Origin of the sequence: Streptomyces sp. NPDC005492, from assembly GCF_040605995.1 — a bacterium.
Taxonomy (GTDB): Bacteria; Actinomycetota; Actinomycetes; order Streptomycetales; family Streptomycetaceae; genus Streptomyces.
In genome coordinates this window covers 320,246-341,970 of sequence record NZ_JBEXDX010000003.1, presented here as the reverse complement: position 1 = coordinate 341,970, position 21,725 = coordinate 320,246, and the positions used below count along the sequence as shown (strand labels likewise).

Here is a 21,725-nt window from a genome sequence, read left to right as displayed (position 1 = left end):
CGAAATTCGTCCGTCGTGTTTCATTTCGGGGTGACGTTCCGGAGCCGGAAGAACCCTTTCCGGCGTGGCAGGGCGGTGGGCGCGGTGAACTGCGATGTCGCGGGCGCCGGTTCACGACGGGTCACGGCGAGTTCCCCGGGCGGCAGCCGCACCGGGATCGGCACGGGGGTGTCCACGCACTCCAGAAGGCCCTCGGCGAGCATCCGGGCGACCTCGGTGGTGACCGGGTAGACCCCGCGCCCGGAAAGGAAGGCGAGATCGCGGGCGGTACGGCGGCCGTCGACGTGGGTGAGCAACTCCCGTTGCAGGATGCCGAGTCCGGCCTCGTCGGGGAGGTGCGCGGGCGGCCGGGGCCGTTCCCGGTCGGGGCGTACGGGGTGGGGCAGCGCGGCCAGCGCGTCGAGTTTCCGGGTCGCGTCCTGGAGCAGCCGGATCGGGGGCTCGCCGAGCCTGACCGGCGCCAACGGCTCGGCGTCCGGGACGCGTTCGCAGTCCTCGACGTCCCCGGCGACGACCGCGAAGGCCGCGTCGTACAGGGCCAGCACACAGACGATCCGCAACTGGGCGGCGCCCGCGTACCCGTGGGCGATCAGCCCGTCCAGCGGCCAGCGCGAGCCGCCCGACTCGCTTACCAGGTCGGCCCATTGCTCGCCGTCGATCCGACCGGAGCGCAGCAGCAGCGCCTCAGGACCGGGAGCGCCGGGACTCTCCACGGCCACGACGAGTCCGCCACGCAGATGGAAGATCCCGCCGGGTCTGCCGGACACCCGCAGTCCCCCGGTGAACTCCTCGCGCCCACAGGCCGAAAGAGCCGCCGCGAGCAGGTCGTGACCGACCCGGCCGAGGGAATCCCGAATGCCCGCCATCACGCCCCTAGGCTTTTCGTACACGCACCTGACGTGTAGCGCTGAGGGGTGAAGGTGTATCAGTCCGGGCGCATATTCCGGCCGAGTTCTTCCTACCTGCCTGCGGCTGACGGAAGTTGAGAACTCCCGCCGTTCGATTTCCTTTGTCCGACGCTCATTTGACCGAACGGGGGCGGGTCAGGACTGCGCCGGCGGCTCGGGCTGTGGGGGTTCGGGCGGCGTCGACGACAACGCCGTAGCGCCCCTGGGCTTGGGCGACTGCCTCGATGGCGGCTCGGTGCCCTGGGAGTAGGCCTTCAGGTAGCTCACCACCGTGTTGGTGACCGCGACCAGCGGCACGGCCACCACCGCTCCGCCGATGCCCGCGATCATGCCGCCGGCCGCGACCGAGAGGACCACCGCGAGCGGGTGGACCCGGACCGCGCGGCCCAGGATGAACGGCTGGAGGATGTGGCCCTCGATCTGCTGCACGAGGAGGACGACGGCCAGCGTCAGCAGGGCCACGACCACGCCCTGGGTGACCAGCGCGACGACGACCGCCAGCGCGCCGGAGGCCACCGCGCCCACCAGCGGGATGAACGAGAACAGGAAGATGAAGACGGCGAGCGGCACGGCCATCGGCACACCGAGGAAGTAGATGCCGATACCGATGCAGATCGCGTCGATCAGGGCGACTATCACCGTGCCGCGGACGTAGGCCGTCAGTGTGCGCCAGGCGCGCGGGCCCGCGCCCGCCATCGCCGGCCGGGCCGCCGCGGGCACCAGCTTCAGCGACCACTGCCAGATGCGCGGGCCGTCGTACAGCAGGAACAGCGTCGAGAAGATCGACAGCAGGATGCCGGTCAGGGCCTCCACGATGACCTGGACGCCCTCCAGGCCGAACGACGTGATCTGGTCGGTGTTGGCGCCGATGGCCTCGCGGAGGTTCTTCGCGATCTGGTTGATCTGCTTCTCGGTGACGTGGAACGGGCCCTTGAGCAGCCAGTTGCGCAGGTCGTCGACGCCGTTCTGGACCTGGTCGGAGAGGTTGTCGATGTTCGCCATGACCTGCCAGGTCACGAACCAGCCGATCAGCCCGATCACGACGAAGCCGAGGATCGCGGTGAGCGCGGTGGCCACTCCGCGCGGAAAGCCGTAGCGGATCAGGCGGGCCACGGTCGGCTGGAGCAGTGCCGTGACGAGCAGGGCGGCGGCGAAGGCGAGGACTACCAGTTGGACGGCGCTGATGACGCGCATCAGCACCCAGAGCGTGCCGGCCAGGATCAGCAGGCGCCAGCCCGCCTCGGCGGCGACGCGCACTCCCCAGGGCACGGCGAGCGCGGGGTCGGGGCGGTCCCGGGCGATGGTGACGGGTACCGGTTCGGGGGCGGGCGCCGGTTCGGCGAGTGCGGGGGCGTCGGCGGGCGGTTCGGGCTCGGTGTGCTCCTTCTCCACCTCGGCGCGACGCTCGTCCAACCGCTCCCCCATCTCGCTCAGTCCGGCACCGAGCCGGCCGAGCCACCCTGGTACGCGCGACATGATCCGCCCTCTTCCCCCGTCCGTCCCCACCACTCCCCCCTGGAGTCTTTCCGTGTCCGACCGTACATGGCCGAAGCCCCTCCCCGTAGGACGGGGAGGGGCTCGGAAAGGTTGAGCGGCCGGTGCTCGGGCGGGGCCTAGTAGTAGTGGTTGGCCTGCCAGAACGTCCAGGCCTCACAGGGGCTGCCGTAGCGCCCGTTCATGTACTGGAGGCCCCACTTGATCTGGGTGGCCGGGTTCGTCTGCCAGTCGGAGCCGACGGACGACATCTTGGAGCCGGGCAGGGCCTGGAAGAGACCGTAGGCGCCGGAAGAGGCGTTGACCGCGCGGTAGTTCCAGCTCGACTCGTGGTCCACGATGTTGCTGAAGCACTGGAACTGGCCGCTGGGCACCATCGAGGCGGCCATCGACTGGATCTGCGAGATCGTGTAGGAGCTCTGGACGGGGAAGCTCGACGAGGAGCTGCTCGCCTTCGCGGCCGCTTCCTTCGCCTCCGCCTTCTCCTTGGCCAGCTTCTCCGCCTTCTCGGCGGCGGCCTTCTTGGCGACCGCGGTCTTGGCGGCGGCCAGGCGGGCCGACTCCTCGGCGTCCTTCTTGGCGCTCGCGTCGGCCTGGATCGCCTGGGCGTCGGCCTGCTGCGTCAAGGAGGCGGTCTGCACCTGGGCCTGCTGACCCGTGGGGATGTCCGCCAGGAGCGTGGTGTCGGCTGCCGTCGTCTCGGCGTCATTGTTCTGCGCCTGAGCGACGCTGCCCGAGGCAACGCCTACGACGCTTCCGACGGCGGTGACCGCGGTGGCCGAGGCCACTGCGAATCCCCGGACCGAAATCCGGCTCACACGGTTTCCTTCCAGCATCGTCCGCTTCGGTGACCCTGGCGGACGCAATCGTGCCCCTGAACGCTGGCCTCCCAACTGCGGGGTCACGGGAGGCACGGGCCCGGTGGGCAACTCCCGCGAGGGGAGCGCCGCGTGGAGAGCGGGCGGCATACGACTTCGCTGTGGAGTTGGTGGTGGTGCCTATGTGGTGCGTACCGCTGGGGGTACACGTGTGTCGTATGCGGGGCCTGACAGGAGTGAGACTCTGCCGTAACCGGACGCCGGGTGGCAATTCTGAGTTGCGTGTGAAAGCTCACATCCCGTTTGCCCCCTGGGATTTGGAGAAACAGCGGGACGCGAAAGCGCCGCCCCGCTAAGCTTTTCGGCTTCGCGGGACGGCGCCAACTGGTCAGGAACGGCTCAGATTTGGCCGTCCTCCAGCATTTCGGTCACAAGCGCCGCGATCTGGGACCTCTCGGACCTCGTCAGGGTCACATGCGCGAAGAGCGGATGGCCCTTGAGCTTCTCGACCACGGCGACGACCCCGTCGTAGCGGCCGACCCTCAGGTTGTCCCGCTGGGCCACGTCATGGGTGAGGACCACCCGTGAGTTGGCGCCGATCCGGGACAGCACGGTCAGCAGGACGTTCCGCTCCAGGGACTGCGCCTCGTCCACGATCACGAACGCGTCGTGCAGCGAACGGCCGCGGATGTGGGTGAGCGGCAGGACCTCCAGCATCCCGCGGGCGGTGACCTCCTCGATGACCTCGCGGCTGGTGACCGCGGACAGCGTGTCGAAGACCGCCTGGGCCCAGGGGCCCATCTTGTCGGCCTCGGAGCCGGGCAGATAGCCCAACTCCTGCCCGCCCACCGCGTACAGCGGCCGGAAGACCATCACCTTCTTGTGCTGGCGGCGCTCCAGGACCGCCTCCAGGCCCGCGCAGAGCGCGAGCGCGGACTTGCCGGTGCCTGCCCGGCCTCCCATGGACAGGATCCCGATGTCCGGGTCGAGCAGCAGATCCAGCGCGATGCGCTGCTCCGCGCTGCGGCCCTTGATGCCGAACGCCTCCCGGTCGCCGCGGACGAGGCGGACATTGCCCTCGGCCGTGATCCGGCCCAGCGCCTTGCCGCGCTCGGATTGGATGGTGAGACCGGTGTGGACGGGAAGGTCGGCCGCCTCCGGGACGTAGACGTGGCCGTCCTCGAAGAGGATGTCCACCTGTTCGCCCGGCAGGGTCAGTTCGGTCATTCCGGTCCAGCCGGAGGAGCCCGTGATGGCGAGTTCCGCGCGGTACTCCTCGGCGAGGAGTCCGACGGACGATGCCTTGATCCTGAGCGGAAGGTCCTTCGACACGACAGTGACGTCGTACCCCTCGGCCTGCAGGTTGCGGGCGACCGCGAGGATGCGGGAGTCGTTGTCCCCCAGGCGGTACCCACTGGGCAGCACGCTGGGGTCCGAGTGGTTGAGCTCGACCCTGACGGTGCCGCCGAGTTCCCCGATCGGGATGGGGGCGTCGAGGCGACCGTGCCGGACCCGGAACTCGTCCAGCAGGCGCAGGGCCTGGCGGGCGAAGTAGCCGAGCTCGGGATGGTGCCGTTTGGCCTCCAGCTCTGTGACCACGACGATCGGCAGCACGACTTCGTGCTCGTCGAAGCGGCTCAGTGCGTTCGGGTCGGCCAGCAGGACGCTGGTGTCGAGAACATAGGTGCGCCGGTCAGGCATACGGCGCTTTGTGCTGGTCACCACGGAAGGACGTACCCCCTCGGAAGAGGTCGGGGAGCGACGGAGAGGAGCTGGACCGGTCCAGGCCGCATTGCGCGGGCCGGGGACCGGCCCTCCGTCTCGCCCGTACTGACCGCACGGTCGGGCTGGTGCAAAGGGCCTCCCGGGCGGGTGGCCCCGTGCCACCCGCTGAGATCCGACACCCGTGGTTCGGGCGTCGACCTGCTTGGCTTATGCCCTCGAACATGCGCCGCCATGCCACGGCATATGACGGCGCCCCGGTGAACTCCTTGTTACGCGTGCACCAAACGGGGTAGTCGGGGCGGGCTCGGGCGACTCGCCCGTCACCCGCCGTAACGCCGGTGTCGCGCCGCGTAGTCACGCATCGCGCGCAGGAAGTCGACCTTGCGGAAGGCCGGCCAGAAGACCTCACAGAAGTAGTACTCGGAGTGGGCCGTCTGCCAGAGCATGAATCCGGACAGCCGCTGCTCGCCGCTGGTACGGATCACCAGGTCGGGGTCGGGCTGGTCGCCCGTGTAGAGGTGCCTGCCGATGAGGTCGACGTCCACGTGCTCGGCGAGCTCCTCCATCGAGGTGCCCTTGTCGGCGGCGTCCAGGATCATCGAGCGGACCGCGTCGGCGATCTCCTGGCGGCCGCCGTAGCCGATGGCGACGTTGACGAGTATCCCGTCGACGTGCGCGGTGGACTCCTCCGCCTCCTTGAGGACGGACTGCATCCGCGAGGGCAGGAGGTCGAGGGTGCCGACGTGGTGCACGCGCCAACGGCCGTCCGCGGCGAGGGAACTGACGACGTTCTCGATGATGCCGAGCAGCGGGCCGAGTTCTTCCGCGGGGCGGTCGAAGTTGTCCGTCGACAGCAGCCACAGGGTGACGACCTCGACGTCCGTCTCGCTGCACCAGCCGAGAAACTCCTCGATCTTGTCGCCGCCGGCCTGGTGCCCCTGGACGGTGGTGGAGCCGGCTGCCTTCGCCCAGCGTCGATTGCCGTCCATGATGACGCCGATGTGCTTGGGCACCTGGGCGTGGTCGAGATGGCCTCCCACCCTGCGTACGTAGAACCTGACCAGCAGGCGGCGCAGGGTGTCGCGCAGGTTCACGTGTTGTCAGCCCCTCCGTGGATGGCAGTCCCCGGCTGTGCAGCCTACCCCCGCTGGAGCCCTGTTCCCCCAAGGGGTGTCTGGGCTCATCCCGGTTCGGCACGAAGGTCGGGCTCGGGGTCGCACGGCATCGCGCGGCACCGCACCGCACGGCACAAAAAATCGGGCCGGTCCGTGGGGGGGATACGGACCGGCCCGAGGGGGGGTTTCCACCATAACCCTTCGTAAGTGATGCTGCGTGCATCGGCGTGCCACAACTACTCTCCGGAGTCGGCCGACAACGCGTCGAGGGGTCCGGAAGCCCTGATTCCGGCCCCGATCATGGCTGGTTCACAGCGGATTCCAAGGAGAACGTGGAGGCTTTCCGCCGCGCGTCGGCGCTTCACTCTCATGGGTGACACCGTCAGCGAACGTCCGCTTGACGGGCAGGGGCACCGCGCAGCCCCCTCCGCCGCGCGGTGCCGACCGCGCAGCTTTGCTCACGCGAATTACCTTGGTCTGAACTTACGTGAGAAGCCTGGCGGGACGCGAGTCGATCTCGATAACGATGTGGAAACCGCGTGCACATCGGGTGCGCGTATGGCGGACGCGGTACGACCTACTTCGGCCCTAGCGTGCGCGGCATGACCTCGACGATCACGTGGAGTCGGGCGAGCGCCCGCCGACTCGAACGACAGTTCCTGGACACACCGGCCGAGACCGGCACACCGGTCGCCGACGTGGTGTCCGCGATGCTCGGCGCACATGCGCAAGTGCTGTCCGCGGCAGAGGTGTCGGTAGGGGTGCGGGCGGCGGACCGCACCAGGGCGGACGTACGTACGGCGCTCCGTCCGGACGACGGTTCCCCCGCCTCCCTCCTGAAGACCCACGGCCCGCGCGGCACCGTCCATCTGCTGCCCACGCGCGAACTGCCCCTGTGGAGCGCCGCGTTGCCCGCGATCCCGGGCACGGGCCGGTTCGCCCCCGACATCCGCCTCACCGACGAGCAGGCCACGGAGGTGGTCGAGGCCATCGCCGACGCCCTGACCGACTCGACGCTGACCATCGACGAACTGGACGAGGAGGTCGTCGCCCGCACCGGCCCATGGGCGGGCGACCGCGTCATGCCGGCCTTCCAGGACATGTGGCCCCGCTGGCGCCAGGTCCTGCACCGGGCCGGCCAGTCCGGCGCCCTCTGCTTCGGCCCGAACCGAGGCCGCAAAGTCACGTACACCCGCCCACCCCGCTTCACCCCCCTCCCCACGACCGAGGCCCTACGAACCCTGGTCCACCGCTACCTGCACGCCTACGGCCCGGCGACCCCACGGGATTTCGCCAAATGGCTGGCGGCGCCGGTCACTTGGGCGACGGCCCTCTTCGAGACCGCCACCGCCGAGGCCGCCATCGAGGAGGTCGACTTCGATGGCACCCGCGCGTGGGTGGCGGCGGGCGACACGGAGTTCCCCGACCGCCCGGTCCAGGGCGTACGACTGCTGCCCTACTTCGATGCCTACGCCATCGCCGCCCAGCCCCGCGAAAAACTGTTCCCGGGCACCGCATACGAACGGGCCCTGGCGGGCGGCCAGGCCGGCAACTACCCCGTGCTGCTGCTGGACGGGGTGGTCGCGGGGGTCTGGCACCAACGCCGGCGGGGGCGGCGGACGACGGTCACGGTGGAGCCCCTGGGGGAGCTCACGACGCGGCAGGTACGGGAGTTGGGGGTGCGGGTGGAGCGGGTGGGTGAAGTGCTGGAGGCTCGGGCGGAGTTGGTGATCGGGGAGGTGAAGTCTGGGGCGCATGCGTGAGGTTGGGGGGCTTGGGCGAGGTGGGTGCAGGGCGGTCGGGCGGCACGGCTATGCGGGCAGGCGGGAGAACGACGGGAGCGGCTGGGGGTGCTTGGACGACTCGGCGTCGGTGGGGGCGCTCAGGGGCGGTGGCGGCGGGGGCTCGCTGAGGCACGGCGGCGGTAGGGCGGTCGGGCCGTGTGTCGGAGCCGGGGCGCTCCGGGGGCATCACGGGCGCGGGCCGGCCGGTGGCTTGCGGACACCCGATCGTTCAGGCGACTCGCGAACGCCGGGGCGGGCCGGACGGCTCGCGGGCCCCTGGGGCGCTCAGACGGCACGCGGGCGCCGAGCCGGCCAGGAACCCGGAACTCCGACATGCGACCACTCGGACGGCACGTGTAGGTGCCGAGGCGCTATGGCGGCTCCTGGGCACCGAATTACCCGGGCGGCCCACGGACGCCGCAGCCAACCGGGGCCTCTCAGGCACCGGACGCAGGGACGGCTCACGGACCCGGGGCGCTCAGAGGGCCTGCGGGCGCCGAAGCGATCGGGCGGCTCACAGGCACGAGGTGAGTCGGGTGGCCGGCGGGCACCGGGGCAGCCAAAGGCCTGCTACTGCCGGGGCACTCAGACGGTCTTCGGACCACAGGCCCGGCCGCAGGCTCACGGGCACCGGATCGCTCCAACCGCTGCCAAGCACCGGGCAACCGGACGGCTCGCGGGGGCCGAGGTGCTTCGGCCGGTCCCGGGGCACCGGGCCAGTGCGACGCCTGCCTCACGCCTGAGTCACCCGATCGGTTTGCGGGCGTCGAACAGGTGGCGGGTGCTGTGGGCCACGAACGGGCCCTTGGTCTGGATCTGGTCGTGCAGTGTGCGCAGTTGGGGCTCGTAGGACTCGACCGTGAAGTCGGGGACCATCCAGATGACCTTGCGGAGGAAGTGGACGACGGCCGCGATGTCGTAGAACTCCATGCGCAGGCGCTCCGCGCGCAGGTCGGCGATCTGGAGGCCCGCGGACTCGGCGTCCGTCCGTTCGCGTTCGGGGTCGCGGGCGCTGCTCACGTCCTCCGGCTGACGGCCGAGGAAGTGCTCGACGAGTTCGACAGCGCTGCGGGGGCCGACGTGTTGGGCGAAGTAGGTGCCGCCGGGGCGCAGGACGCGGGCGATCTCGGGCCAGTTGGCGCGGACCGGGTGGCGGCTCAGGACGAGGTCGAAGGAGGCGTCGGCGAAGGGCAGCGGGGCGTCCTCGGTCGCGGCGACCACCACGACACCGCGCGAGCGGAGCAAGGCGGTGGCCCTGGCGACGTTCGGCGGCCAGCCCTCGGTGGCGGCGACGAGCATCGGGGGCTGCGCGGCGGCCCGGCCCAGCGCGAAGTCGAGGACCTCCCCGCCCCCGGTCTGGACGTCCAGGGCGGTCGTCGCGCGGGTGAGGCGGTCCCCGGCCGAGCGCGCGTACCCCCACGAGGGGCGTGCCTCGGTGGCCCGGCCCTCGAACCAGGAGAAGTCCCAGCCCTCGGTGGGGACGGCGGCGCCTTCCGCGACGAGGTCCTCGAAGCTCCTGTTGTTGTCCATGGGGCGATGGTCGCAGGGCGTTGTCAGTGGGCGCTGCTAATTTCCGAGGCATGGCCAACGACGGAGCTGACGGCATGCCGTACCACGGCGACGAGAAGGCGATGCTGCGCGCGAGCCTGGACCGGGTCCGGGACGCGGTGCTGTGGAAGCTCGACGGGCTGGACGAGGAGCAGGTCAGACGGCCGATGACGCCGTCCGGTACGAGTCTGCTCGGGCTGGTCAAACATCTGGCGTCGGTGGAGTACGGCTGGTTCGTGGAGAGCTTCGGACGCGAGGTCGAGCCGCTGTGGTTCGACCCGTACAAGGACGAGGACATGAGGGCCGCGCCGGACGAGACGACCGAACAGATCGTCGCCTTGTACGGCCGTGCGCGCGCCGCCGCCGACCGCGTGATCGCGGAACTGCCGCTGGACGCGGTCGGCCGGCCGGTGTGGCGCGAGCACTCGGTGTCGCTGCGCTGGGTGCTGGTCGATCTGATCGAGGAGACGGCGAGACACGCGGGCCACATGGACATCGTGCGGGAGCTCATCGACGGCGCGGCCGGGGACCATCGGCCTGCGGATCAGTCTTCGCAGGCGTAGCGCGCGGGTCAGGGGACCAGCGCCCTGACCTCCTCCGCCGCGAAGCGTACGAAGCCCTCCGGGTCGGGTTCGTCGCCGGTGGGCTGGAGGACGACCGTGTCGGCGCCGGCCTCCGCGAGCCGTTCGACCGCCTTCGCGACCGTGCCCGCGTCACCGGCGACACCGAGGTCGGGGACCGACTCCAGTCCCTCGTCGGCGAGTTCGGCACGGAGTCGGGCGGCGGCGTCGGGCCCGGTGGCGGTGAGGAGATAGACGACGACCTTGTGCGGCTCGGTGCGGCCGGCCGACTCCCGCCCCTCGTCGATGAGTTGACGGGCCCTGCGGACGCCGTCCGGTGCGGTGGACGCGGTGAGGATCGTGCCGTCGGCCGCGGCCCCGGAGAGGCGGAGGGTACGGGGGCCGCCGGCACCGGCGAGGATCTCGACGGGACCGTCCGGCGGCCAGTCGAGGCCGACGTCGTCGAGATGGACGTAGCGTCCCTCGGTCGTGAGCCGCTCGCCGCGCAACAGGGCGCGCAGCACGTCGAGATGCTCATGCAGCAGGGTCACCGGGGACTCGACGCGCGCCCCGATCTGCCCCATCCAGTCCTGTACGCCGTGCCCGACGCCGAGGATCGCGCGCCCCGGGAACAGCCGGTACAGCGTGGCCGCCTCCATCGCGGTGATGGCGACGTTCCGCAGCGGGACCGGCAGCAGCCCGACCCCGACCCGCACCCGCTCGCTCCAGGCGAGCGCCGCCGCGGCGGCGGAGATCCCGCCCTCGCGGAAACAGTCCTCCCAGAGCCACAGCTCTTCGAGCCCCGAGGCGTCGGCGAGCCGCACCACCTCTCGGAGCCGCTCGGGAGGTAGTTGGGGCCGGAACACCGCGCCGAGTCCAGTCATGGGTCTCTTCCTACCGGTCGGAGGCACGGCGGACAACTACGCGTCGCCGTCGCGTGCCCGCTCGTAGCGCAGCAGCACGACCCCGTTGCCGAAGGTGCGGTTCTCGACGAGGCGGAGGGCGATGCGGGTGTCGGCGACGGGGAACATCGGTTTGCCGCGGCCGAGGAGGATGGGGTCGACGTACACCTTGATCTCGTCGACGAGGTCCAGCCGGAGGAAGGTGGCGGCGAGGTCGGCGCCGCCGAGGCCCAGGTCGCCGCCGGGTTGTTCCTTGAGGGCCCGCACCTCCTCCGCGACGACCTCGGGCACGATGGTCGTGTTCCAGTCGGCGGGGCCGGGTGGCAGGGTCCGCGAGTACACGATCTTCGGCTTGTCCCGCCAGATGGCGGCGAACTCCTTGATGGGCGCGGGGGCTTCGGGGTCGGCGTCGGCGGTGGGCCAGAAGTCGGCCATCAGTTCGTGGGTGACACGGCCGTCGAGAAAGGCGCCCAGGGGCCTGAGGGTGTCGTTGAAGTGCTGGTGGAGTTCCTCGTCGACCATGTGCCAGCCGATGTCGCGGTCGGGGCCCTCCATATAGCCGTCGAGGGACATGGTCATCATCAGACTGATCTTCCGCACGCTCAGATCACCTCGTTCGTCGCCGACCGCTACCCGGGATGCGGGTTCGCCACCGTCTCACGCCGCCGCGAACGCGCCCAGCACCAGGCCCGTGAACGCGCCGCCGAGCATGAACGGCCCCAACGGAATCGCAGTCTTACGGCCCGCCCGGCGCAGGGCGACCATGCCGAGGCCGTAGAGCGCGCCGTACAGCACCCCCGCGAAGGCGCCCGCGACGAGCACCGGCCAGCCGTACCAGCCGAGGGCCGTGCCGAGGGCGAGGGCCAGCTTCACATCGCCGAAGCCCATGCCGGCCGGGTTGATGAGGTACAGCACCAAGTACCCGGCTCCGAGGGCGAGTCCGCCGAACAGCGCGGTGGGCCAGGAGCCGGCGTCGGCGGGCAGCGCGGCCGCGATGCCGAGGAGGGCGAGGGTGGCGGCGGCGAGCGGGAGCGTGAGGATGTCGGGGAGCCGGTGGACCCGGTAGTCGACCAGCGCGAGCAGGACGGCGACGGGGGCGGCGAGCAGCCAGACGACGAGTTCGGGGCGGGGGCCGGTGGCCGCGGCGAGGGCCGCGCAGATGAGGGCGGTCGCGGTGGACACGGCGGGGGTGCTGGGGCCGTAGCCACCGCAGGAGCAGCGGGCCCGACCCAGCCACCCGCCGAACCTGCCGGTGATCGGATGACCGTCGGGGCACTCCCCGCTCCAGGGTTCCTCGGGTTCCACGGCGAGGCGGTGGGCGGCGCGGGGCAGCAGCAGGCCCGACCACGCGCCCCACAGGGCACCCACGACGATCAGAATCAGGCGCACGCGGGGACGATATCCGGGGTGCGGCGGGCGGGCATGGGTCCGTGGGCCCATGTGGGGCCCACTGCCGGGTGGATACGGTCGGTCGACACCGGATCCGTTGTGGCGCAGGAGGGGGACCCGACATGGGACGACACTGGAGTGACGGGCGGGGGAAGCTGGTTGTGCAGGGGGCCTCGGGCGCGGTCACCGTTCCGCTGGAGCTCGCGACCTCGTACCGGGCCCGCGCGAAGGGGCTGCTCGGCCGGGACGCCATCGACGGGGCGATGCTGCTGTCACCGGCGAGCAGCGTGCACACCTTCCGGATGCGGTTCCCGATCGACGTGGCGTACCTGGACCGGAACTTGAAGGTGATCGCCGTCCGCACGATGAGGCCGGGGCGGCTGGGGTTGCCTCGGCTGCGGTCGCGGCATGTGGTGGAGGCGGGGGCGGGGGTCATGGCGGGGTGGGGGGTGAGGGTGGGGGTGGAGGTTCTGGTGTCGGTGGAGAGGGAGTAGGCGGAGTGGGTGGAATGTGGGGTGGGGGCGGCAGGTCCGGCACCGGTTCTGCCGTCTCGTACACGCGGAACGGGAAGAGGGCGGCGTCCGTGCCGTACCCCGTCTCGATCGGCTCGATGCTGCACCTGACCGAGCGCCCGTCGGGGACCGCCGCCCAATACGCGCTCGGCGGGTACGACTCCGCGGGGTAGAGCACCGAACTCCCCACTCCGGCCGCGATACCGCGGGCGAGGTCCGCCTCCGTGAGGTCGCCGGCGGCGGAGGCGGTGACGCTGATGTCCAGGGAGAGCGCCAGGTCGCCCGGCGGCAGCGGGCAGTAGGTGCAGAGCACGGGGGCTGCCCAGTTACGGCCTTCCATATCCCAGTCCTGGTGCGCCACGTCGACCGCCTCCTCGGGCAGGCCGAGCAACTCGGCGAGGGCGCGGCGGAGTTCGGCGGGGTGCGGCTCCGCCACTACGAAGAGGTTCGCCAGGAGCAACTCCAACAACTTCATCCGTCCAGGCCGGGTTGAGTGGGGTCGGGCAGGACTTCGGTGACCGGGTGGTCGGCGACGACGGCGCACAGGATCATGGGGGCGTCGCCGTCGGACTGGTTGAGGGAGACGGCCAGCCAGCGTGTGGGGATCGGCCCCCAGACCGTCAGGTCGCCCAACAGATCCTCGTCGCACAATGCTTGGAAGAGGGCGGGCATCGGAGTTCCCGCGATGTGGCGGAAGAGCGGTTCGCGCATGCCGACTTGGCGGTGCGGGCCGTATCGCGCATCCAACTCGCCTACGAGGGAAGCCAGTTGGGTCTCAGCAGCCTCCTCCGCCTTGTTCCACTCGGGTGCGTACACACCGGTGAGGGCCCTGCCCACAAGGAGCGGTGCGATCACGAAGCCCTCGCCTCGCGTGGCGGTCCACTCCCCCGTGACCGGATCGCCCTCGCTCGTCGTCGGCCCGGTCGTCGGAAGGAGTCCGGCGAGCAGCGCGTCGATGTCCCGAAGCAGCCCATCAGCCGTACCGGTCTGCCCTCCGTACTCCGACTCCCACCGGCGTATGTCCTCGGCGTTGCCGACTCTGATGCCGAAGGGCCACGTCGGGTCGAAGAACAGCCAGTAACGGGACTCCAGTTCGAGGGCGAGGCACTTGACCACACCCTCCTCGGGCCTGGAGTCGGCGTCCGTGACGGGGCGGACGGTCGTGCAGAGGCGGTCCCAACTGTCGCCGAAGAGCTGCTCGCTCTGGGAGGCGAGGGCGAGTTCGTCCTCCTCTTGCTCCTCGATGGCTGCGAAGAGTTCGACACCGTCCAGGGTGACCGAGTTGACCACCCTGACCTCCAACTGGCCGAACCCCCCGACCGATTCCAGCCGCAGGGCTCCGTCGTCGAGGAGGACGAAGACGACGAGCGGCTGCGGGGCGAAGCGGGGGATCGTCCCATCCCGGTCGATCCGTCCCGGGATCAGGACGTCGGTGACGTACCGCTCCCGCAGGACGTCCGCGATCCGCTGCCAGGAGGTCATCGCTCCTCCGGCGGCAGTAAGCCCTCGGCCACCAGCCGGGCCAGGGCCTCACGGCTCGCGGGTACGGTGCCGTGCCAGCGCAGCATCGCCACGGCCCGCTCGGTGGCGACGCCGTAGCGGGCGTACCGCTCGGCGAGTTCCATCGCCCACGGGGTGACGAGGGTCTCGTCGTCGACGCATTTGCCGAGCCAGGTGAAGACCTCCCCGGCGACCCAGTCGCCGATCCACCTCACCCACACCTCGACGAAACGCGCGGCCTCCGCGCTGTCGGGGTCGTGCGGTACTCCGGGGACACCGAGCAGCGCGCACTCCTCCAGGGCCTCGGCCATACGCTCCTGGGTGACCAGACGGGCGTAGGGCATCAACTCCCGCATGATTTGCCGGACTTCGAGCCAGGCGGGGGGCTCCTCGTCCTCGGCGCCGGTCCAGTCGGGGTCCGGGGCCGGGTCGGGCACGGGCTCGGTCGGTGCGCCGGCCTGGAGGATCGCGCGGGCGTGGGTGATGTTGTCGTCGGTCTCCGGGAGTTCGGCAGGCCACTGGAAGCCTGCGCCCCAGCTGTAGGGGAGTTCGCGTACGGCGGGGGGCAGCAGGGGGTGTTCGGCCTGCGCCGGTTGCCGTGCGCGGGCCTCATAGCCGGGGCGGCGCAGCAGCATCAGGGAGTCCCTCGCCCAGGCGCGACTGTCCTCGCTCACTCTGCCGTCCCGGACGAGACGCAGCAAGGACCGCTCACCGTGGGGCGTACCGAGGTGCCGCAGGAGGCTCACCGCGTCGTGGGCCGCGAGCCCGTTCACAACACACCGCTCGGCGGCCGCGGCGATACCTGCCTCGTCGTAGGGCTGCTGTTGGAGCCAGTGCAGCACGTCATGGGTCCAGCCTGAGAGTACGCCGCGGGTCAACTCACCTGTGATCAGGTCGAGTTGGTCCTCGATCCACCAGGTCGGCACCGGCGGCCGCGCCGTGACCGCCCATTCCCTCAGTACGGCGCTGACGCGCTCACGGGTGAACTGGTCCACCGTCGGCATGACTTGGGCCAGCCGGTGTCCGGCCTCCTGGCGGATACGGTCGTAGAGTTCCCATGACTCATCGCTCCAGACGCGCGCGGGCGACGGCGACGGGTCGACGAGCGCGGCGGCCAGCGCGTCGAGAGCGGCACGCTCGTTCGTCTCCGTGTGCGCCAGGTCGTGCAGCTTCTGCCGCCGCCCCCGGGTCAGGTCGTTCCACGGGGGCGGCAGCCGACGCATGGCCGAGGGCAGCAGGTGTTGTGCGGTCACGGTCCGGCCGCTCCGTTCCTCTCGTCGTCCGCTGTGTCCACGCCGCATCAGGAAACACCCAGGTACTGCATGGCGGTCTTCGGGTCCTTCATCTTGCCCGAGTCCCGTGCCGCCTGCCGTTCGGCCGGAGTCTTGCTGCTCCACGCGTCGTTCATCGCCCTGAGCTGCTGCGGCGAGATGTCCTGACCGGCGACGCGCAGGTCGAGGCCGTTGTCGGCGAGGGTCTGGGCCGGCGTACCGTCCGGAACGGTGCCGGTCTTCCTGTCCTTCTGGAAGCCGTCGAACACCTTGTCCCAGCCGTCCTGCGTCTCGATCTCGTAGCGGGCCCTGCGGCCGGGGTCCGCCTTCTGCCAGTCGGCCAGTTTCTGGGCCTGGGCACGGATCGAGGCCTGCGTGGCGGCCTGTCCCGTGTTCTTGACCTCGACGACGTTGAGGGTGCCGTCCTTGCCCTTGTAGACCACGTCGGCGTCGTCGACGCCGCTGAGATCGGCGGTGGTGCCGTCGCCCATGTCCACCGTCTGGCGGCCCTTCTTCGCACCGACTCCGGCGTAGACCTTGGTGCCCTCGGCGGCGTCGTCCGCGGCGCGCGTCGCGGCCTTCACCTCAGCCATGGCTTCAGCCAGTTGGTGGCGGTCGCCGGCCCTGAGCACGGGGCCGCCGAGCGAACCACGGCTCTGGCTGTCGATGGTCGTGTTCTTCAGCATGTCCGCCAAGTCCTTGAGGGACTGGGTGAGTTCGACCTTCCCGATCTCCCCCTTGCTCAGGTCCGGGCTGTCCTTGGCCTTGGCGACGAGGTCGTCGATCTTCTTCTCGTCGAGCTGGAACCGGTCGCCCTTGGGCGTCTTCGCCTTGTCCTTGGCATCCGTGATGACCTTCTTCGCCTCGTCGGCGGCATGTTGCAAGTCCGCGGTACGGGCTGCCGCGTCGGCCTCGTCCGCCTGCTTACGGGCCTCCTCGGCCTCCTTCTTCGCGTCCTCGTCGCAGCCGTCCTCGGCGAGTACGACGTACGGGGAGCCGCCGGCGGCGAGGACGGTGGTGCCTGTGCCGGAGGAACCGGTGAGGCCGCCGTCGCTCTTCGGGCCGTTGCCCTCGTACGGGATCCGGCGGCTGGGCGCGCCGATCGTGCAGCCGGTCTTCTCGGCCTTCTTCTCCGCTTCCTCGGCGGCGGCGTCGGCTTCCTTGGCCGCCTTCTCGGCGCCCTCCACGTCACCGACCTTGGCCGCCTTCTTAGCGTCGTCCGCCGCCTTGGCCGCCTTCTCGGCGAGTTCGCCGAGCTTCCCCAACTTGCCGATCTTGCCGAGGTCGCCGACCTTTTCGACGATCTTGGCGCCGTCGTAGCCCGGAATGAAGATTGAGCCGACGTTCCAGAGGACGTGGCTGACGGCGCGGGTCTTGTGGCCGTTCTTCCAGTCCTTGGCGACGTCGTCGCCGATGAACACGTCGTAGAGAACCGTGCCACCGGTCTTCACCGAGGCACTGCCCCAGTCCCACAGGGCCCCGCCGTAGTCGCCGTCGGACCACTTCTTGCCGGCGTCCTTGGAGTTCTTCACCCAGTCGTCGCCGAGCTGCTTGCCGTAGTCGCCGATGCCCTTCACGGTGTCGATCGGGTGGCGGACCATGTCGTAGATGCCGGTGAGGTCGCCCCAGACACCGTCGACGAACAGACCTTGGCCGACTTGTTTGACCTGGTCGCCTGCGCAGCCGAAGAAGGCACCGACGCCGGAGAAGCAGCCGTCGTCTTTGTCTTTGTCCTTGTCCTTCTTGTCGTCGCCCGGGTCGGTGGTGGTGGTCGTACCTGTGCCCGTATCTGTGCCTGTGCCGTCTGTGGTTCCGGTGCCGCCCGTGGAGCCGCCGTTGCTGTTGCCATTGCCGTTGCCGTTCTGGGCGGTCGCGTCCGTGGTACCGCCGGTCGGAGCCGGGCAGGCCATGCCGGTGACCTTGCAGACCTCCGACTGGATGCCGCTGAAGATCTGCGTGCCGAGGCCGGTGACGAGCAGGGCGGTGATGATGGCGGCGACGATGGCTATGAACCCGGCGTACTCGACCGCCGTCTGCCCCTCGTCCCGCCGCCAACGGATCAGCCGGGCCAGGGAGAACGGGCGGCGCTCGACGCGTTCCAGTCTGGCGAGGCCGTACCACTGACGGCTTTCCGGGCGGAACAGGAAGGAGAGGATGACGATCGGGAGGAAGAGCTGGAGGCCGCCGCGGGCGGATCCGGAGGCGAGGTTGACGACACCGCCGAGGATCAACCAGCCCTGTACGGCGACGAGTCCGAGCCTGACCCGGACCCCGCCCTCCCAACTCCGCCGGGCCAGCCACCCGCCGAGGACACCGGGTGCGGCGGCGTACGCGACGAGGGCGATGACCTGTCCGTCGAGCACGTCGTACGACGCGGCGGTCATCAGCAGACCGAGCCCGCCGACGACGGTGACCGCGAGGAGCGCGTACACCAGCACCAGCGCGGTGGCGAGCGGCACCGGCATCTCCTGCCGCCCACCCGTCCCACCACGCCCGCCGACTCCGACTCCCCCGATCGAGGCCATGACTCCCCCGTCCTCTGCCATCGCTCGACTTCGCTCGACTTCGCTCACAAGTCCACTGGAGCTTCCAGAGGTTAGGGACGGGACGGATGCCCGGGATGGGCCCGTGGGCCCAAATCGGTACCCAAGTCTTGGGCGGGCCTGGAGTGGTACGACCGTGTGGCGGGGCGGCGTTGCTCGGTCTCAACCGGTCCGAGGTTCCGTGCCTCGTCCGTTACGGCGGCGGTGAGCAGGGCGACCTACTGGCGGAGTGGCGGTTGACGGAACCCGCCTGGGAGCAGGTTTTCGTCCGGTCCCAGATCACTCAAGCCGTCCGGATCAGGATGCGGCTGGACGACAAGGAGCACGAGGTGCGTGCTCTTGAGGAGCAGTGGGAGCTGAGTCGGGTCGGAAGTTCGGCGAGGCTTCAGGTGACGTCGGAGCCAACGGTCGTCTTGAGGCGGCGGAGACCCTTCGTTTCGAGTGGTCTTCGGGGAGTTGTGATGTCCTCAGGCGCGGCAAAGGCGCCCTCGTCGTGAGCGAGAGCGCCTGTTCGCGGGGGTCCGGTCAGCTCTCCGTGCGTGGGAACGTCACCTCGACCCTTCGGTTCTTCTTGCGGCCGGCCTCCGTGGAGTTGTCGGCGATCGGGTACTGCTCGCCGTAGCCGCGTACCTCGAAGGTGATGCTCGGGTTGTTCAAGTCCGAGTCCAGGACCGCCTGTACGGCGTCCGCGCGCTGCTTGGACAGGACGTCGCCGTGTGCGGACGAGCCGAGGTTGTCCGTGAAGCCGAAGACGCGGACCGTGGTCGCGTTCTGCTTCTTGATCTCCTCGGCGATCGCGTCGATACGGGACTTCGCCTCGGCGCTCAGTTTGGCGCTGTCCTTGCTGAAGAGGACCTCGGCCTGGAGGGCGAAGGTGACGTCCGAGTTGGTGTCCTCCCGGCGTTCCTCACCGCCCTGGTCCTCCACGACGGACTTGATGTCCAGGACCTTGGGGTCGGCGAGCGTCGCGCCTTCGGGGAGTTTCAGGTCGGGGTCGTTCGGGTCGACCTTCACCGGGGCGGAGGCGGAGACCTCGGTGCCGGGTGGGACGCTCGGGCTCGGGGTGTCGTCGGCGTGGGCCGCGACCGCGCCGACGATGTTCGCGGCGACCATGATGGTGGCGGCGGTGACGACGAGGGCGAGGCGGGGAGTGGTGGTCACTGTGGCCTCACCCGGAGATCTTGATGGTGCCGCTGGCGAAGGTGGGCAATTGCAGGGTGACTTCGGACGTGGTCGACGGCGGCGCCGGGAACTGCATGAAGACGGGGAGGGTCTGACCCGCGTCGAGGGTCCCGAAGTCCGTCGTCGTCAGCGGCCGGCCGTCCGTGTCGCGCAGTACGTAGTAGCGCTTCTTCTCCTTGGAGTCCACCAAGGTCGCACCGCCGAGCGACGTTCCGTGCTGAAGGATCTCGGTTTCGTCGCCCCGCAGCGCCACGGGGATCACCACGGACTTGTCGCCGTCGTTCTTCATGATGCCGTTCACCGTGATGAACCCGCCCGAGTCGCGAGCGGCGGAGGTGATCTGGAGGAGCAGCCCGTCCGGGCCGTTGAGTTCGGCCAGCGGCGCCTGGGATTGCCCTTCCTGAGCACTCGGCTGGGATCCACCGGTCTTCGACGAGGGCGACGCCGAAGTCTCCGGCTTTTTGGCGTCGTTCCCGCCGCAGCCGGCCACCCCGATGGCCAGTCCGGCCGCGACAGCCAACGCGACCATCCCCCTGCGGGCCTTCGCAGTGAACCGAATGCTCATCACTCTGCTTCCTTCGTCACTCGTCGTTCGCTTGTCAGTCGGCCAGATGGACGTCGAAGAGGTCCTCGGGCCCCGGGAGATCGGTCAGATCGGCCGGGTCCAAGTCCCAGTTCCTGCCGTCCTTGCAGGTGAGTTGAGGCAGCACATCGTCCCCGGCGTCCGCACCGGGGAGCTTGAACGTACAGAGCGGCTCGATGACCGCTGCGGCGAAAGCCTTCGACTTCTTGCTCGCCGTGACGGGGACGATGGACTCTCCCATCGTCTTCCTGGTCTGCACGTTGACGTCGTAGCGCAGAAGGGACGGGTTCCCCGCGCACGTCAGCACATCGGCGTCGTTCTGGGCCGCGAGTTGGTCGGCCCGGTTGCACCCGCCGAACGCCACGCCCTGACCGCCGAAAATGGCCTGCCACTGGGTGGGGTCGAGTACGTCCTGCACCCACTCGCCCGCGAGTTTGTCCCGGGTGTCCTGCGCCGCCGCGAGCGCCGCGGCGTCAGCGGCTGTCTGGGCGCCATTCCGGTTCACTGCGGCCTGGCCGACCGCGAAATACGCCAACGCAAGGAAGAGCAGACCCCCCACCACCGTGATGTAGATGGGGAAAGCCTGCCCTGCATCGCCGTACCGACGCGGTCGCGTCAATTGCCGACCTTGTTGATCAGACCGGTGATCTTGCCCAGGATCGTCGACCCGATGGACGTACCCGTGATCGCCAGCACAATAGCCACCACCACCGCGATGATGCCCAGGTACTCCACCGCGGTCTGCCCCTTGTCGCCCGCGCGCCGCTGCACCGCCGTGACGGTGGTGTTCTTCCAGCCGTTCACCCGCACCTTGGTCGCAACGGCGGTCTTCAGCATCAGGTCGCTCATGGTGTTCCCCTCCGAATGACGCGTAACCGGCTTCCTCGTCGCCGGTGCCGCTTTCGACACCAGAACGGTATTCCCGGAAACCCGGTGCGCAAGAGGGCCCCAGGGCCCAATCCCGGGCCCAATAAGCGTCCCGACCGGTGTGCCGTCCCCTCATCGCCGCTCACCCCAGCCCTCGGGCCGAACCCGGCGCCGTACCGAGCCACTTGGCGGCGGCCTCGGAGCGGCTGGTGCTGTGGAGTTTGGCGAAGATGCGGTTGATGTGGTTCTTGACGGTCTTCTCGGAGATGAAGCAGGTGGCGGCGATCTGCTGGTTGTTCATGCCGGACGCGATGTGGTCCATGATCTCCGCCTCCCTCGTGCTCAGTTGGAACCTCGCCCTGTATGACGACGACTGTCCCACATCTGGTTGCACTTGCGAAAGGTTTTCCGAAGAACTTGATGGCGCGAATGTGGAGCCAACGGCCATGGAGCCCAAGCCTTCCGGCAAAAGACCGACCGAACCTTGCGCTTGCCTGAGTTGCGCCAGCAACGCCCCCGCCGCCGACGGTGTGAAGTGGGCCCTGCCCTGCTTGATGTCCCTTACGGCGGCGACCAGTTCGTCCGCCGTGAACTCGCCGTGGACCAGATAGCCGCCCGCCCCTCGGCGCAGCGCCTCCTGGACGATCTCCGACTCCCTGCTGTACGTGAGCATCACGACCGGGGCGATCCGCACCAGGTACGGGAGCGCCGAGATACCGTCCACGCCCGGCATCCGTACGTCCAGCAGGACCACGTCGGGGCGTTGGAGATGAGTCGCCTCGTACGCCTCGCGGCCGTCCGCCGCCTCCGCTACGACCGTGATGTCCGCGCGGCCCGACAACAGGGCCGTCAGCCCGGCCCGGACCACCGGGTTGTCGTCGGCCACCACGACCCGGAGGGGCGAAGTCGGCGTCGGGGGCGGGAAGTTCGGGAACGGGTTCGGTGGTGTCGGTGGCGGCTGCGGAGCGCCGGGGTGGGGCGTCGTCTGGTCCGGCATGGCTGCCTCCTCTCGGGTCGGCTGTGG

Annotated in this window: 21 protein-coding genes; 3 read left to right on the top strand and 18 right to left on the bottom strand. The window is 69.9% G+C overall.

The window, feature by feature from the left end:
• Positions 1-20: 20 nt before the first annotated feature.
• The 5 genes from ABZT04_RS06690 to ABZT04_RS06670 form a co-directional block, all read right to left on the bottom strand.
• Positions 21-866 carry a MarR family transcriptional regulator gene (locus ABZT04_RS06690; protein WP_356053858.1) on the bottom strand — a complete coding sequence of 282 codons (846 nt, stop codon included), beginning with the start codon at positions 864-866 and terminating at the stop codon, positions 21-23.
• Positions 867-1,043: 177 nt separating this feature from the next.
• Entirely contained in the window at positions 1,044-2,384 is a 1,341-nt protein-coding gene (locus ABZT04_RS06685; protein WP_356053678.1) for an AI-2E family transporter, read from the bottom strand.
• Between the two features lie 137 nt (positions 2,385-2,521).
• A complete protein-coding gene (locus tag ABZT04_RS06680) occupies positions 2,522-3,220 on the bottom strand; it encodes a lytic transglycosylase domain-containing protein (protein WP_356053676.1) in 699 nt (232 codons plus the stop codon).
• Positions 3,221-3,619: 399 nt separating this feature from the next.
• Complete coding sequence (locus tag ABZT04_RS06675) at positions 3,620-4,945, bottom strand: PhoH family protein (RefSeq protein ID WP_356053673.1); 1,326 nt, start codon at positions 4,943-4,945, stop codon at positions 3,620-3,622.
• A 320-nt stretch (positions 4,946-5,265) separates the two neighbouring features.
• Complete coding sequence (locus tag ABZT04_RS06670; RefSeq protein WP_355903549.1) at positions 5,266-6,039, bottom strand: isoprenyl transferase; 774 nt, start codon at positions 6,037-6,039, stop codon at positions 5,266-5,268.
• A gap of 623 nt (positions 6,040-6,662) precedes the next feature.
• Here ABZT04_RS06670 and ABZT04_RS06665 point away from each other — a divergent pair.
• Positions 6,663-7,823 (top strand): winged helix DNA-binding domain-containing protein, encoded by a 1,161-nt coding sequence (locus tag ABZT04_RS06665; RefSeq protein WP_356053670.1) that lies wholly within the window; start codon positions 6,663-6,665, stop codon positions 7,821-7,823.
• Between the two features lie 765 nt (positions 7,824-8,588).
• On the opposite strand, the gene ABZT04_RS06660 is transcribed toward ABZT04_RS06665, so the two are convergent.
• Positions 8,589-9,374: a class I SAM-dependent methyltransferase gene (locus tag ABZT04_RS06660; protein ID WP_356053668.1), complete on the bottom strand. Its 786-nt coding sequence runs from the start codon at positions 9,372-9,374 to the stop codon at positions 8,589-8,591.
• A 50-nt stretch (positions 9,375-9,424) separates the two neighbouring features.
• On the opposite strand from ABZT04_RS06660, the gene ABZT04_RS06655 reads away from it, so the two are divergent.
• A complete protein-coding gene (locus ABZT04_RS06655) occupies positions 9,425-9,955 on the top strand; it encodes a DinB family protein (protein WP_356053666.1) in 531 nt (176 codons plus the stop codon).
• 8 nt (positions 9,956-9,963) lie between these two features.
• Here the strand turns inward: ABZT04_RS06655 and ABZT04_RS06650 are convergent, their stop codons facing one another.
• Genes ABZT04_RS06650 through ABZT04_RS06640 form a run of 3 tightly spaced genes read right to left on the bottom strand, consistent with a single transcriptional unit; the run spans position 9,964 to position 12,243 of the window.
• Positions 9,964-10,836 carry an LLM class flavin-dependent oxidoreductase gene (locus ABZT04_RS06650; protein ID WP_356053664.1) on the bottom strand — a complete coding sequence of 291 codons (873 nt, stop codon included), beginning with the start codon at positions 10,834-10,836 and terminating at the stop codon, positions 9,964-9,966.
• Positions 10,837-10,872: 36 nt separating this feature from the next.
• Positions 10,873-11,454: a dihydrofolate reductase family protein gene (locus ABZT04_RS06645; protein WP_356053662.1), complete on the bottom strand. Its 582-nt coding sequence runs from the start codon at positions 11,452-11,454 to the stop codon at positions 10,873-10,875.
• Positions 11,455-11,511: 57 nt separating this feature from the next.
• On the bottom strand, positions 11,512-12,243 hold the full coding sequence (locus tag ABZT04_RS06640; RefSeq protein WP_356053660.1) for an A24 family peptidase: 732 nt from the start codon (positions 12,241-12,243) through the stop codon (positions 11,512-11,514).
• Between the two features lie 122 nt (positions 12,244-12,365).
• Here ABZT04_RS06640 and ABZT04_RS06635 point away from each other — a divergent pair, with 122 nt between their 5' ends.
• Positions 12,366-12,737, top strand: coding sequence for a DUF192 domain-containing protein (locus ABZT04_RS06635; protein ID WP_356053658.1), 372 nt, complete (start codon positions 12,366-12,368; stop codon positions 12,735-12,737).
• Here ABZT04_RS06635 and ABZT04_RS06630 read toward each other — a convergent pair.
• The 9 genes from ABZT04_RS06630 to ABZT04_RS06590 all read right to left on the bottom strand — a co-directional run bounded on the left by ABZT04_RS06630 (position 12,676) and on the right by ABZT04_RS06590 (position 21,698).
• Entirely contained in the window at positions 12,676-13,230 is a 555-nt protein-coding gene (locus ABZT04_RS06630; protein WP_356053656.1) for a hypothetical protein, read from the bottom strand. The genes ABZT04_RS06635 and ABZT04_RS06630 overlap by 62 nt on opposite strands.
• Positions 13,227-14,237, bottom strand: coding sequence for a hypothetical protein (locus tag ABZT04_RS06625; RefSeq protein WP_356053655.1), 1,011 nt, complete (start codon positions 14,235-14,237; stop codon positions 13,227-13,229). The genes ABZT04_RS06630 and ABZT04_RS06625 overlap by 4 nt, the downstream gene beginning before the upstream one ends.
• A complete protein-coding gene (locus tag ABZT04_RS06620) occupies positions 14,234-15,508 on the bottom strand; it encodes a hypothetical protein (protein WP_356053654.1) in 1,275 nt (424 codons plus the stop codon). Before ABZT04_RS06620 ends, ABZT04_RS06625 begins: the two co-directional genes overlap by 4 nt.
• A gap of 47 nt (positions 15,509-15,555) precedes the next feature.
• Positions 15,556-18,051: a hypothetical protein gene (locus ABZT04_RS06615; protein WP_356053653.1), complete on the bottom strand. Its 2,496-nt coding sequence runs from the start codon at positions 18,049-18,051 to the stop codon at positions 15,556-15,558.
• A 543-nt stretch (positions 18,052-18,594) separates the two neighbouring features.
• The gene (locus ABZT04_RS06610) at positions 18,595-19,230 is read right to left on the bottom strand and encodes an OmpA family protein (RefSeq protein ID WP_356053652.1); all 636 of its coding nucleotides are present in this window, start codon (positions 19,228-19,230) and stop codon (positions 18,595-18,597) included.
• 7 nt (positions 19,231-19,237) lie between these two features.
• A complete protein-coding gene (locus ABZT04_RS06605; RefSeq protein ID WP_356053650.1) occupies positions 19,238-19,816 on the bottom strand; it encodes a hypothetical protein in 579 nt (192 codons plus the stop codon).
• Positions 19,817-19,850: 34 nt separating this feature from the next.
• Positions 19,851-20,453, bottom strand: a complete 603-nt coding sequence (locus ABZT04_RS06600; protein ID WP_356053648.1) for a pilus assembly protein TadG-related protein — start codon at positions 20,451-20,453, stop codon at positions 19,851-19,853.
• The gene (locus ABZT04_RS06595; RefSeq protein ID WP_356053646.1) at positions 20,450-20,683 is read right to left on the bottom strand and encodes a hypothetical protein; all 234 of its coding nucleotides are present in this window, start codon (positions 20,681-20,683) and stop codon (positions 20,450-20,452) included. The genes ABZT04_RS06600 and ABZT04_RS06595 overlap by 4 nt, the downstream gene beginning before the upstream one ends.
• Positions 20,684-20,843: 160 nt before the next feature.
• A complete protein-coding gene (locus ABZT04_RS06590; protein ID WP_356053644.1) occupies positions 20,844-21,698 on the bottom strand; it encodes a response regulator transcription factor in 855 nt (284 codons plus the stop codon).
• Positions 21,699-21,725 lie beyond the last annotated feature (27 nt).